Raw genomic sequence first — 12,300 nt, 5'->3', positions numbered from 1 at the left:
ACTCCGAGAACCGGTCACACCAGCCTTCTGAACTGCGGTTTCAAGTTGGCGTAGGCACAGTGCAGTGCAGTGCAGTGCAGCGCAGTGCACTGCAGCGCCACGCCGACCCGCAGTGGCGACGCCAGAGAGCCAGGGGCGGGGGAGTGCGTAGCCAAGGACTTGCAGAGCTATCACTGGCGCCGTCGGGTGTAGATGCACAGTGCCGGGTCACTCAGGGGGTGACCCGGCACAGGAGTGACGTAGGGAGTGCGCCGTGCAGCACAGACCGCCCGAAGGCACTGCGGAGATCCTGTTCATCGGTAACGCCACGCTGCTGATCCGTTACGGGAAGCTCGCGCTGCTGACCGACCCGAACTTCCTCCACCGCGGGCAGCTCGCCCACCTCGGCTACGGTCTCGTCTCACGTCGGCTCACGGAACCGGCCGTCGACATCTCCGAGCTGCCCCACGAGGACCTGGACGCGGTCGTACTGTCCCATCTGCACGGCGACCATTTCGACCGCGTGGCCCGGCGCGGCCTGGACCGCGGCCTGCCCTTCGTGTCCACCCCACACGCCTCACGCCTTCTGCAGGGCTTGTTCGGGTTCCATCGTGCAGTGGGTCTGAAGACATGGCAGAGTCACACCCTGCTGCGGGGCGATTCCCTGGTACGAATCACTTCGCTCCCCGGACGCCACGCGCCGGCCCCGGCGCGCGCCCTGCTGCCGCCGGTGATGGGCAGTCTGCTGGAGTTCGGCGACCGTTCCGGCGAGATCCGTCTCGTTGTGTACCTCACCGGCGACACCCTGATGTACGACGGTCTGCGCGAGATCGCCCGCCGCCATCCCGACATCCACCTGGCAGTCATGCACCTGGGCGGTACCACCCTGCCCGGCGGGATGGTGGTCACCATGGACGCCGAACAGGGCGCCGACCTGCTCGACCTGATCCGCCCGCGTCGAGCGCTTCCTGTCCATCACGAGGACTACACCGTCTTCCGCTCACCGCTCTCGGACTTCCTCGCCGAGGCCGGGCGCCGTGGGCACGATGCGCGTATCCTGCGGTGCTCCCCGGGCGAGCGGGTCACGGTCGGCTCGGAAGTCGCCGCCTGAGCGACCCGCGGGCAAAGCGACCCGCGGGCAATGGGCGGCCGGTCCCGCGACACGGCACAGGTCAACCAGTAACGGTGCGAGGCCTCCGCCCTCCCGCAAGGGGACTCCCCGTTGCGAAGGGCACGTCGGAGGGGGATCTGGCGCCGCCGTCAAGGTGTCACGCCCACTTTCCCTGATACCCAGGCCAGGTGCGCTGCCTCAGCGGTGCATTCCGGGGTCAGCGCTCCCCGTAGCACTCATGGGTGGCCTTGAGGGTCACCTCGTACTTTCCGCTGCCCTTCGCCTCGTGGCCGTCAGGGGTGTACTGGACCACCAGGACGTTGAAGCTCCGTTCGTCCCTGATATCGGGGCCCCAGGGGCCGAGGAAGTTCTGCCCGATGTAGTCGTCGTGCCACCATTGGGTGAGAAGACTGACGATGGCCAGGATGATGCCGCCGATCCCCTTGGCCATATCACCCTTCTTGGTCGGGTCCTTGACGCCCTTGATCAGCTTCTCGCTGATGTCTCGGGCTTTCTCTCCGATCTTCTTCACCAAGTCACTTTTACCGTGGTCCTCCTCCCACCCTTGGATGGCGATCCAGACGTTGGTGACGGGAAGTTCGTCCACCTCGTCGTCGTGCATCCACGCCACGACAGGCTGGTTGTAATCCTTGGTGACGCCCTTCTTGAAGCCTTCGACTGTCTTGGTGGTCCGGTCAAAGGTGTAGTCGGGATCGCCGTCGGTGACCTGGAGAGTGAAATAGACCTCGTCCGTGCCCGGCTCGCCCCAGGTGTGCTCATGGCACTTCGCCCGCACGACGTGCACTGTCGCGCACATCGGGTCACGCGAGGCATCGGCAGCACCGACCGGGCCCGAGGCCGCTTGCCCTTTCCCGCGACCGGCCTCCGGCAGGGGGCGGGGCGGGATGATCCGACTCCACCCGTAGCGCTGCACCACCTCACCCGACGGCATGTCCTGCGGACGCATACCCGGCTCATGGAACGCCACATTGGGCAACTGGCTGATGACCGGCCAATAGTCCGCCACTTCCTGGGAGACCTGCTCGTAGGTGCACGAGTCCTCGATCGTCAGCTCAGCAATGCGGTCGGGGAACAGAGCCGCGCGACCTCCCTCACCCAGTTCCGTGTACGCCGTCCCGTACCCGAACAGATCGCTGCGGGTCGGAGCGGCCAGACGTGCCAGGTCGAGCAGGTCACTTTCCAGATCGGTGAGGGGATTTCCCGCTTCGGCCTTGCGGCAGGCGTTGAGCATGATCGGGGTCAGATGGTTGATGTCGCGGTTGGCGGCCAGCCTCTCGGGCAACAAGTGGTGCTTGCGTGCGGCCCGCTGTTCAGTCGTTTCACCCTCCTGCGGCAGCAGAGCGGAAGAGGGCATGGGAGCGCTCGTGGCCTCTACGGCCATGGCCAAGGAGCGGTGCAGGGAGGAGGCGGTGGAGGTCATGTCGTTGCTCCGTCTCGAAGAATCTCCCCAGGAACTACTGTCCCCGGGCGGGCCGAGACGCACGGCCCACTTCCGTCCCTTGCCCACCCCTGGCGCGCGCTCCCGACCACTATCGAGTGGCTGTCAGGGCGCACCGATGTGACCGACAGACCGGCGACGCGCCCCACCAACACCGTTGTGCGCCCTGCCCTGTACCAGGGAAGAAGCCGCCGCGGGAACCTGTCGGAGGACGACGACCAGTGCCCGGCTCCCGACGCATCGCCCGGCCGCGATCCACGAGCCAAGACCACATTGGCGCCAGACCCTGGCGGGCAGGGGTCGTCACGGATGAATATGCAACGCATGAGTGACGAACCCGCGAGATGGAGTCGGGCGACCATCTACCCCGACATGTGGACCGACCCGGACGACGACCCCCGCAACAACGACGGGCCCAGCCCGGAGGGTGAGCTGGAGTCGCTGGAGGACGCCCTGACGAACTACCGCATGACCCTGCGGATGAAGTGCGAAGGTCTGGACGCGGAGCAGCTGGCCCGTCGATCGGTCCCGCCGTCGACGATGTCGCTGCTGGGTCTGCTTCGACACCTCGCCGAGACGGAACGCGACTGGCTCAACTGGATCAGCGACGGTGAGCCGTTGCCGAAGCTGTACGGCGAGAACGACGGGGACTTCGACGGAGCGGTCGCCGAGCAGGCCGAGGTCGACGCTGCGTATGCCGCGCTGGCCCGCGAGCAGGCCGCGACCGATGCCGCGCTGGCCGAGCACCCGGACCCGAGTGAGCGTCTGGGGAAGGACCGGATCGCAGTTCGGGAGCTGATGGTGCACAGGGTCGAGGAGTACGCCCGTCACTGCGGGCATGCCGACCTGTTGCGCGAGTGCATAGACGGACGGGTGGGGCAGTGACGGAGGCCGGGTATTGCATCCACCGACCGTCCACCGACCTCCACCGGGCCAACAGAGCGCCCCGCCCTCGTGACGCCCGATATTGCCGCTGATCGGGACCGGAACGGATAGGGGGTGGCGGTCGGTCGGCGGCGGCTCAGTTGCGCGCAGGAACTGGGCCGCTGCGGGGACGACTTGCCGCGCTGGACATCTCGTGGGCCGGGACAGTGCTCTGCCCCGGCCCGCACAGGCATGCTGGTTATGTCTCCGGCGATTGTGCGAAGCGGACGAAGCCGGCGACACGGGGGGAGAAAGTGAGCGGGCACTGATCGCCCAGCGCCGAACGCACGCTCTCCACCACGTCGGCGTCCGGCTCACCGAACACCTCGAAGCGCTCCACTCGGCAGTGCTCCATCACCTCCTTGATGTACGGGTCCGCGAGCTGCCAGTGCAGGCGGACCGCGTCGGAGTCCCGGTAGAGCTGGAAGCTGTGCGCGAGCATCTGCTCCTCGTCCACGAAGGTCTCCACCATCAACTGCGGCCCGTGCTGCTGCGCGAAGTCCACGGCTCGGGCGATGGCGTCGCGGAAGCCGTCCAGGTGGCCGTCGTTGATGCGCATGGTGTTGCGGAAGAGGAGGATCGCGCTGTTCTGTGTGGTCATGGCGCAATCCTGATAGTTCAACCAAACTTAAAGTCAAGTATCTCTCCGCCCCTTCGGTCTCCCGGTAGCGGCCGGGTTTGGTGGAGCCATGGCCGTGACCGCAGGATCGCGCAGCAGAGTGACATGTGGCGGCTCATGCGCCAGGACGTACTGATCGACACGATCACCATGGAGGAAGTGGACTTTCCCTGGCTGCGTGGCGGACGACTTCGAACGGTTCGTGGCGAGAACAACCGACCCGGTTCGGCAAGTGGCAGACGGCGTATGGCCGCCATCGCAGGTGGTCGGCGGACGGAACCTGCATGAGCCCCGGCAAGCGAACCGCCCGGCCTGGCACCGCACGGGTGAGCTCTGGGGTGATCCCGAGGCGGCCCGACGGCGGAGCTCCATCTGACCGGTGAGGGTGGTCGGCGACCACTGGCCTTGCTGATCATTTTACGGACAGTTCCCGGCTTCGCCTGCGGCTCGGCCCACCAACTTCCTACGACCGGTAGCAAGAACATCACGTCACGGCGATCGGGGAGAAGCCCGGAGCGTTGGAGAGGATCACCGCGCGCCGTGCCGAACTGGACGCGCTGGCCGACAAACTCGCCGAGCTTGCGAGAAGTGATTGCAACCTGTAGGTTGCCATCGATGGCAACCTACAGGTTGCGATAGGAAGGTGGCAATGGTTTCGGACACGATCGAGCGGGTGGTGGTGCTGCGGCACCCCATCGAGCGGGTGTGGGCCACGCTGACCACCGCCGAAGGGCTGTCAGGATGGTTCGGCTCGGTGGCTGAGATTGATCTGCGCCCCGGTGGGCGGGCGTTCTTCCGGTGGGACGACCTGGGCGATGAATCGACCGCCACGATCACAGTCGTTGACCCGCCCTACCGCTTCGCCTTCAGATGGGCCATGGAGGGCTTGCCGCAAGACAGCGCGCCCCAGACGTTGGTGGAGTTCACCCTGAAGCCTGTGGCCGAGGGCACGCGGCTACGCCTGGTGGAGAGCGGGTTCGCCCAAGTCGCCGTCGACATGGCTCGATCCGCACACAAGACCAACAGCCAGGGATGGGACGCCGAACTCGCTGACCTTGAGGCCTACCTCGATGCGGCCACCTGACCCGGACCGGCAGGCCATTGCAGTGTTCGCAGCGCTGACCGAGCCGATCCGGAGAGCGCTGCTGGACGAGCTGGCTCGTGCTGGGCCGGCCACGGTGACCGAGTTGGCGCGGCGGCTGCCCGTCAGTCGGCAGGCGGTGGCCAAGCACCTCGGCCAGCTCACCGAAGCGGGCTTGATCAGCCTCGGCGAACCAACCGGCCGCCGTCACCCTTACCGGCTGGAACCGGCCGCCATCCGCACCGCCCAGGTGTGGCTGGCCACCCTCGCCAATCGGTGGGACGAGCGACTGGCCGCGCTGGAACATGCACTTGACGCCACCGACCCCAACGATGGAGACACTCGATGAACGAGCCGAGATTCACCGCCGGTCTGAACATCGCCATGAAGATTCCCAAGGCACAGTACGACGCCACTGTGGCGTTCTACCGAGACACCCTGGGCTTCGATGTCAACGAAGACGACGTCTCCTACGCGCCGACCGTTTCCAGAACCCACTCGGTGCGGTTCGGCCCCAACACCCTGTGGCTGGACTGCGTCGACAACTACAGCCAGCCCGACTTGTGGCTCCAGCTCCACACCGATGATCTCGACGCCGCCACCGACGAACTCGCCCGCATCGGCATCCGGCCATGTGACGAGGTCGAACCTTTGGAAGACCCCGAGACCAGAACCCACTGGATCAAGAACCCAGCCGGTGTCATTCATCTGCTCGCCGAAACCACCTGACACGAAACGGACCGACCAAGCTCGAAGGATGTCCGCGCCCCTCCCCGATCGACGTCGTGTGGCCGCCGACGGCTGCTCCAGGTCCGACGCCGTCCGCCCCTTGGACGGGTAGCCCTTCGCGGATCCACTACTCGATCCCGCCGATCATCTCCTTGACGCGGTAGCCGAGCTGGGCAAGGGCGAGCGCAGCACGGGTCGCGCCGTCACAGCCGGGCCCCCAGCAGTACGTGATGACCGGAACCGCCGGATCCAACAGGCTCGCGGCGCGCTCCGGAATCTCAGCGTTGGGCAGGTGCACCGCACGCGGCACATGCGCCTGCGCCCACGCGGCATCTCCCCGCGAGTCGACGAGTACGAAGCCCGGGTTGCCGGACTCCAGCGAGACATGGACGTCGGACACATCACGAGTCCGACGGCTGGAGGAGCACGGAGTCGTCTCCGGCTACTCCGCCGTCGTGAGCCCCGAGGCCCTGGGGCTCGAGGTTCTTGCTTCCGTCCGCCTCCGCTACCGCGACCTGGAACGCACCACGGGCCGTATCGCCGCCCTGGGCTCAGTCACCACGAGCGTCGTCTACTCCAGCCCGCTTCCAAACCGCTCAGTAACCTCTGCCGCGTCCCAGGAACCCCCCGGCGCGTCCGGCGACTGACCCGTCAGACGGACCTCGCTGCCGGTATTTGCCGGACACCGGCCTGGCCTGCCGGTCGGTGCAGGCGCGCGGTGGAGGGCTTTCCATCGGTCGGCCGAGCGCAGGACGAATGAAGCGCTGCCCTTCATCGTTCACAAGATTCTGACGGGCAGCTCGGGTGAGGAGGAGCGCTTCCCGGCCACCGCCGGTCCGCCGCCCGGCAAGGCGCGGTGGACACCGGACGAGGCCATCCGGCCCGAGCAGTAGGCACAGGCCGTCTGGCTACTCGTGGACATCCGGACCCTCCTTCTCGCACCACTCCTCTTCGAGGATGCTGAACATGTCGGAGTCCCGCCAACCGTCGCGGATCAGCGCAGTGTGACGATGACGTCCTTCCCAACGCATGCCGAGCTTGCCGAGAACCTGTGCCGACCCGAGATTCCGCGGATCACAGGTGGCATAGATGCGGTGGAGTTCAAGATCCTCGAACCCCCGCGCAAGTAATCCCTTGCCGATCGCCGTTCCTACGCCTTGACCCCAGGCCCGAGGATGCACGGCATAGGTGATCTCGCCTTGACGTTGCACTCGACTCCGGACGTGGAGCTCGCCCATGCCGACCACGTCGCCCTTGACCCGGGCCGTGTAAGCGAACCGCTGTTGCGGCGAGTGTGCCCAGGCCTCGACCGCAGTCGCCACGAACGCGCGCGTTTCCTCTTCGGTGTTCGGTCCCCACGCCTGGAAGCGACAGACCTGGGGGAGGGAGGCCCAGGAATGGACAGCTCGCCAGTCGGCGAGCTCGATTCTGGCCAAGGTCACCGAGGGGCGAGACACAAGCTGATCTTGCCAGATGCGGTCGTTCACCGACCTTCGGTTCACGAACTGACACCCTGCAGACACCGAGACTCGGCGGATTTCCGAACCACCGTGAAGCGGTCGCCGGGGGAGTGCCCAGGCTGCCAAAGGTCGGCGCAGGGGCGGAAGGCCGGAAGTCCGGGACGGTTCGACGCACGGGCGACGGACGTCGGTCACCAACTGGTCGCTGACGGTCACGCTCCCGGCGGAGATCAGTGGCGTTGTGGGGTCTGGCATGATCGAGGGATGCCAGAACGTATGGTCGCGGCCTGTGACGGTGCCGCCAAGGTCAATCCCGGGCCTGCCGGCTGGGCCTGGGTGCTTGCTGACCCTTCGGGGAGCCCGCAGCGTTGGGAGTCGGGCCCGCTCGGCCGCACGACGAACAACGTGGCCGAGCTGACCGCGCTCGCGGAGCTGCTGGAGGCCACCGATCCGGCCGTGCCGTTGGAGATCCGGATGGACTCGCAGTACGCGATGAACGCGGTCACCAAGTGGATCGCCGGGTGGAAGCGCAACGGCTGGCAGACCACGTCCAAGAAGCCTGTGGCCAACAAGGATTTGGTCGTTCGCATCGACAGCCTGCTGGAAGGTCGCGACGTGACCTTCCAACACGTCCTCGCCCACCAGGTGAACGGCGACCCGCTCAACGCCATCGCCGACGCCGCGGCCAGCACGGCGGCCACCGAGCAGGCTCCTTCCGGCACCGCTCACGGCGCCGCCGGCTTCCCCCAGCCGAGCCCTGAGACCGAGGACAAGCCGCGCGCGACCCGCTCCGGCAAGGCGCGCTCGCGCCCTCGGTCGGGTGGCGGTGGGGGACCGGTGATCAAAGCGAAGTTCCCCGGCCGCTGCGGTCACTGCGCGTCCCGTTACGAGAAGGGCGAGGAGATCACCAAGGTCGCATCGGGTTGGGGCCACCGGTCCTGCCTCGTGGCGCAGGCATGAACAGTGCTCTCTGCGGCCGTGACGGTGTCCTGCGAGAGGGATGCGGCGGCCCCAGCTACCAGCTTGCCTTGACCACGGACGCATAGCCCTGAGCCCTCCAGCTGTCTCGGCAGATGGATGCTCACCGCTGTGGGAAGGTGCGACGAGCGAGTGCCCGAGCGCCGGACGGGGACGTAGGCCGAGTAGCCCGGGGGCAGGAGGCGGACAGTGGACGAAGTTGCGGTGGTGCGTCGCCAGGGTGAGGGGGCAGGCACACCACAGACCGGAAGCGACAGCGCCCGTACGGCCCAGGATGCGGGCCGACCCGCCCTGGCGCACTCTGGAGCCATGGCTGCACCCGTGGTCGTCCACGCCCCCGACAGCCAAGGTGGTCGGCGCGTCCTTGCTCACGGTCGGATACTCGGCGTGGCGTACAACGCCATGGAACTGCTCGACCTGCTGGAAGAGGCAGGCATGGAACGTGAGCACATCCACTTGGACGACGCCGACCTCATCGACTGGAAGGGCGGCGGGGCGTGGGAGTGGGGGCCGAGCAAGCCCTGATCTCCTCACCAGCCTCCTGCAACGCCTTGCCAGGCCTTTGCAACGCCGCGCGAGGCTTCTGCAACGCGTCGCGAGGTTTCTGCGACGTCGTCCGGCAGCAGCGCGATGGCGGTCAGTGCTGCCGGGCACCCTTGGTGCACGTCCTTGGCGTTCTCGGTCCATGGCTACCTCCTCGTTGACGACCGTAGGCGGGTCTCAGAAGGCGTGCGGTGGGTTGTCCACAGGGCGAAGAGATAGTCGGATAAGCGGCCTGCGAAGAGTCGCCCGAAGCTCGACCGCGACCAGTCGGGCACGGAGGCAATCGCTCAACGGTTCGACCCGTGGCATGATCGGCACATGGGGCAGGACAACGGGTACCTTCTGGACAACGCGCAGGTCGAGGCGGGTGCACGGTTCGACGCGCTGTCGGCCCTCTTCGACGCCTCGACGTTCCGGCACTTCGAGACCGTCGGAGTCGACAAGGGCTGGCGGTGCTGGGAGGTAGGGGCCGGTGGGCCGACCGTTCCCGGGTGGCTCGCCGAGCGCGTCGGGCCTCGCGGGCGTGTGCTCGCCACCGACATCGACGTGTCCTGGACCGAGACCGCCACCGCCGAGGGGGTCGAGGTGCTCCGTCACGACGTGGCCCTCGATGAACCCCCGGTCGGGCCCTTCGACCTGGTCCATGCCCGCCTCGTTCTCGTCCACGTCGCCGACCGCGACGCCGCGCTCCGCTCCATGGTCCGGGCGCTGCGCCCCGGCGGGTGGCTGCTGATCGAGGACGCGGACCCCGCCCTGCAGCCGTTGATCTGCCCCGACGAGTACGGCCCTGAGCAGGAGCTGGCCAACCGGCTGCGCCGCGGCTTCCGTCAGCTGCTGCAACAGCGCGGTGCCGACCTCTCCTACGGCCGCAAGCTGCCACGGCTGCTGCGCGAGGTCGGCCTCGCCGATGTCGAGGCCGACGCCTACTTCCCGATCACGTCGCCCGCGTGCGATGTACTTGAGGCGGCCACCGTCCATCAGGTGCGTGACAAACTCACCGCCGCGGACCTCGCCACGGACGAGGAGATCGAGCGGCACCTCGCCAACGTCGCGTCAGGACGCCTTGATCTCGCCACCTCGCCGATGATCTCCTCCTGGGGCCGCCGCCCCTTGGAGGACGACCTCTGACCTTGTTGGCCGAGTGGCTGATCTGAGCTGGTCGGTGGCGCGCGAGCAGCCGGCCTTGGCCGCGATTCAGCCTTCGCCTCCGCCTTCTCGTCCGTCTTCGCCTCCGCGTCCGCGTCCGCCTTCGGCTTCGACTCCGTGGCGAGCCTCCAACGGGGACCGACTCCCAGCACGGTCGTGAGTTGGTTTCCGCCGACCGGCACTTCGGTCTTGGCGCGTAGAGATCTTGCGGGAGGGGAAGGCCAGTTGCCGGAGCGGAGTATCCCTGCGCTGCATCGTCGTCAGCCCGGCGGCGCCCAAAGGCCGCCCGGCGATGCAGGCCGACTTTCGTCGGCGGGAGAGAGCCCCATGGCACTGTCATGGCCTCGGAGGCTCCGCATGCTTCACTACCTGTTTGCTGCTGTCTTGGGGTGTTGGCTCCTCATCGCCCTGTTGTTGTTCGGCATCGTTATCGCTCCTGCGGTGTGGTCGCGGGTTCCGGCCCGTCGTCGGCAAGCCCTGCGGGTGATGCAGGAGCTCCGGCACTGGCTTCCTCGCCTGCTTCCTGCCCTGCGAGGACGGCCTCGCCGTCGGTGAACCGGCCGATGCCTCGTCCTGCCGCTCGTCCTGCCGCCTCGTGCAGGGCGGCAGCCGACGGGCCTGTCGGCAGTTGTCGCGAACTGTCTGCACGGCCTTCGCGGACGGTTTCCACCTGCATCGATGAATCAACGCGTACCTCACGCATTCAGCCTTTCGCGACGGTAGGACGTCCGCCATAGGCCAAACGGAAGAGCAGTAACCGTGGCCAGAGTGACCTCGCTGCCCGCAACTGCTGAGAACCGTGACTTCGCCGGGCGCCTGGTGCCTGGCGCCCGGCGCTGGGCGTGGACGTGGGCGTGCAGGCGGACGAACATCCACCGGTGACCGTTCGGCGCAGGTCGCCGTCGTCGTACAGCTCAAGGTCGAAGTGCAGCCCGATGGGTCTCACCTCCGAACTTCACGCAAAATATGTTAACAATGCATCGCTCATCTGCTAAGAATGGTGCTCGCTGATGTTCATGTCCGTCGAACCGGTCAAGGGACGCATCGCCATGCCACTTCTCCGGCCACCCGAACGCCCGTCGCCGTCGGTCGCCGCCGCAGCTGAGCCGTCGGTCAGTGCTGCGCGAGTCGGCCTCGCCGAACGCCGGTGGCTGGTCACCGGCCCGACCATGGGAGCCGTGACCGGAGAATGACGCCTCACACCCTGCCCTCACACATCCCCTCCACCATGCGTGCCGCAGTGCTCCGCGCCCCGGAGGAACTGGAGATCCAGGAGCGCCCGGTGCCCGTACCCGGCCCCGGCCAGGTACTCGTCCGCGTCGAAGCGGTCGGCATCTGCGGTTCCGACGTCCACTACTACCGGCACGGCAGGATCGGCGACTTCGTCGTCCGTGCCCCGATGGTGCTGGGCCACGAACCCGGCGGAACGGTCGTTGCCCTCGGCCCCGACACCTCTCGCCACCAGGTGGGGCAGCTCGTCTCCCTGGAGCCGGGCGTGCCGTGCTCCCGGTGCGCCCAGTGCCGCCGGGGCCGCTACAACCTGTGCCCCGACGTCTCGTTCTACGCCACGCCACCCGTCGACGGCGCCCTGTGCGAGTACGTCGCCGTCGACGAGGACTTCGCCCACCCGGTCCCCGCTCCGCTCACCGCCGAGACGGCGGCGCTGCTGGAGCCGCTGTCGGTGGGCGTATGGGCCTGCAGCAAGGGCGGCGTCGGGCCCGGTTCCCGGGTTCTGGTCACCGGGGCGGGCCCCATCGGGCTGGTGGCCGCGCAGACCGCCCGCGCTTTCGGTGCCACCGAGGTCGTCGTCACCGACGTCGCCCCTCATCGCCTCGAACTGGCCCGCCAGTCGGGGGCCACCACGACTGTGGACGTACGCTCGACCGGCCTCTCCGACACCGGCTTCGCCCCCGATGTGCTGCTGGAGTGCTCGGGCGTCCCCGCCGTCGTCGACGAGGCGCTCCGCACCGTGGGGCGGGCCGGCCGGGCCGTACTGGTGGGCATGGGCGGGGACACCGTCCCGTTGCCGCTCGCCCATGTGCAAAACTTCGAGATCGAGGTCACCGGCACCTTTCGCTACGCCAACACCTGGCCGACCGCCATCGCGCTGGCCGCCTCCGGCGAAGTGGAGTTGGACCGGCTGATCTCCCACCGATACCCCCTGGAGGCGGCGGAGAACGCCCTCACCGCCGCCGATCGGGACAGCACGACGGTCAAACCCCTGGTCCGTCCGACCACGGGATGACCACCGGGCCCGGGGCCGGTCGCCCT

At 67.7% G+C, this 12,300-nt stretch carries 14 protein-coding genes and 2 pseudogenes; 12 read left to right on the top strand and 4 right to left on the bottom strand.

Translation table 11 applies throughout. The features are described from left to right. Positions 1 to 253: 253 nt before the first annotated feature. Entirely contained in the window at positions 254 to 1,090 is an 837-nt protein-coding gene (locus JW613_RS14250) for an MBL fold metallo-hydrolase (RefSeq protein WP_209211173.1), read from the top strand. Positions 1,091 to 1,307: 217 nt separating this feature from the next. Here JW613_RS14250 and JW613_RS14245 read toward each other — a convergent pair whose 3' ends face one another. Then, a complete protein-coding gene (locus JW613_RS14245; RefSeq protein WP_209211172.1) occupies positions 1,308 to 2,531 on the bottom strand; it encodes a hypothetical protein in 1,224 nt (407 codons plus the stop codon). 342 nt (positions 2,532 to 2,873) lie between these two features. On the opposite strand from JW613_RS14245, the gene JW613_RS14240 reads away from it, so the two are divergent. Next, positions 2,874 to 3,434 carry a DinB family protein gene (locus tag JW613_RS14240; RefSeq protein ID WP_209211171.1) on the top strand — a complete coding sequence of 187 codons (561 nt, stop codon included), beginning with the start codon at positions 2,874 to 2,876 and terminating at the stop codon, positions 3,432 to 3,434. Positions 3,435 to 3,672: 238 nt separating this feature from the next. On the opposite strand, the gene JW613_RS14235 is transcribed toward JW613_RS14240, so the two are convergent. Further along, positions 3,673 to 4,074 carry a hypothetical protein gene (locus JW613_RS14235; RefSeq protein ID WP_209211170.1) on the bottom strand — a complete coding sequence of 134 codons (402 nt, stop codon included), beginning with the start codon at positions 4,072 to 4,074 and terminating at the stop codon, positions 3,673 to 3,675. A 125-nt stretch (positions 4,075 to 4,199) separates the two neighbouring features. Between JW613_RS14235 and JW613_RS14230 the strand changes: the two genes are divergently transcribed. The 4 genes from JW613_RS14230 (at position 4,200) to JW613_RS14215 (ending at position 5,902) form a co-directional block, all read left to right on the top strand. Further along, a complete protein-coding gene (locus JW613_RS14230) occupies positions 4,200 to 4,475 on the top strand; it encodes a transposase (RefSeq protein WP_209211169.1) in 276 nt (91 codons plus the stop codon). Between the two features lie 266 nt (positions 4,476 to 4,741). Continuing rightward, a complete protein-coding gene (locus JW613_RS14225; RefSeq protein ID WP_245225599.1) occupies positions 4,742 to 5,176 on the top strand; it encodes an SRPBCC domain-containing protein in 435 nt (144 codons plus the stop codon). A 22-nt stretch (positions 5,177 to 5,198) separates the two neighbouring features. Continuing rightward, on the top strand, positions 5,199 to 5,522 hold the full coding sequence (locus tag JW613_RS14220; protein WP_307865895.1) for an ArsR/SmtB family transcription factor: 324 nt from the start codon (positions 5,199 to 5,201) through the stop codon (positions 5,520 to 5,522). Then, entirely contained in the window at positions 5,519 to 5,902 is a 384-nt protein-coding gene (locus JW613_RS14215; protein ID WP_209211166.1) for a VOC family protein, read from the top strand. The genes JW613_RS14220 and JW613_RS14215 overlap by 4 nt, the downstream gene beginning before the upstream one ends. A 130-nt stretch (positions 5,903 to 6,032) precedes the next feature. Here JW613_RS14215 and JW613_RS14210 read toward each other — a convergent pair. Continuing rightward, positions 6,033 to 6,302, bottom strand: a pseudogene (locus JW613_RS14210) (rhodanese-like domain-containing protein); the annotation flags it as partial. Between the two features lie 115 nt (positions 6,303 to 6,417). Here JW613_RS14210 and JW613_RS36790 point away from each other — a divergent pair. Continuing rightward, positions 6,418 to 6,549: pseudogene (locus tag JW613_RS36790) on the top strand (Lrp/AsnC family transcriptional regulator); the annotation flags it as partial. 18 nt (positions 6,550 to 6,567) lie between these two features. Continuing rightward, complete coding sequence (locus tag JW613_RS36785; protein ID WP_372447944.1) at positions 6,568 to 6,795, top strand: DUF6192 family protein; 228 nt, start codon at positions 6,568 to 6,570, stop codon at positions 6,793 to 6,795. Between the two features lie 15 nt (positions 6,796 to 6,810). Here JW613_RS36785 and JW613_RS14200 read toward each other — a convergent pair whose 3' ends face one another. Continuing rightward, entirely contained in the window at positions 6,811 to 7,389 is a 579-nt protein-coding gene (locus JW613_RS14200; RefSeq protein ID WP_307865894.1) for a GNAT family N-acetyltransferase, read from the bottom strand. 249 nt (positions 7,390 to 7,638) lie between these two features. On the opposite strand from JW613_RS14200, the gene JW613_RS14195 reads away from it, so the two are divergent. From JW613_RS14195 to JW613_RS14180, 4 genes are all read left to right on the top strand, one after another. Further along, entirely contained in the window at positions 7,639 to 8,322 is a 684-nt protein-coding gene (locus JW613_RS14195; protein ID WP_209211244.1) for a ribonuclease H family protein, read from the top strand. Between the two features lie 327 nt (positions 8,323 to 8,649). After that, positions 8,650 to 8,865, top strand: a complete 216-nt coding sequence (locus JW613_RS14190; RefSeq protein WP_209211163.1) for a hypothetical protein — start codon at positions 8,650 to 8,652, stop codon at positions 8,863 to 8,865. 336 nt (positions 8,866 to 9,201) lie between these two features. After that, positions 9,202 to 10,011, top strand: coding sequence for a class I SAM-dependent methyltransferase (locus JW613_RS14185; RefSeq protein WP_209211162.1), 810 nt, complete (start codon positions 9,202 to 9,204; stop codon positions 10,009 to 10,011). 1,207 nt (positions 10,012 to 11,218) lie between these two features. After that, the gene (locus JW613_RS14180; RefSeq protein WP_209211161.1) at positions 11,219 to 12,274 is read left to right on the top strand and encodes an NAD(P)-dependent alcohol dehydrogenase; all 1,056 of its coding nucleotides are present in this window, start codon (positions 11,219 to 11,221) and stop codon (positions 12,272 to 12,274) included. Positions 12,275 to 12,300: the final 26 nt, after the last annotated feature.

The sequence above is a fragment of the Streptomyces smyrnaeus genome (assembly GCF_017676345.1).
Taxonomy (GTDB): Bacteria; Actinomycetota; Actinomycetes; order Streptomycetales; family Streptomycetaceae; genus Streptomyces; species Streptomyces smyrnaeus.
This window is presented reverse-complemented; position numbering and strand designations above follow the sequence as displayed.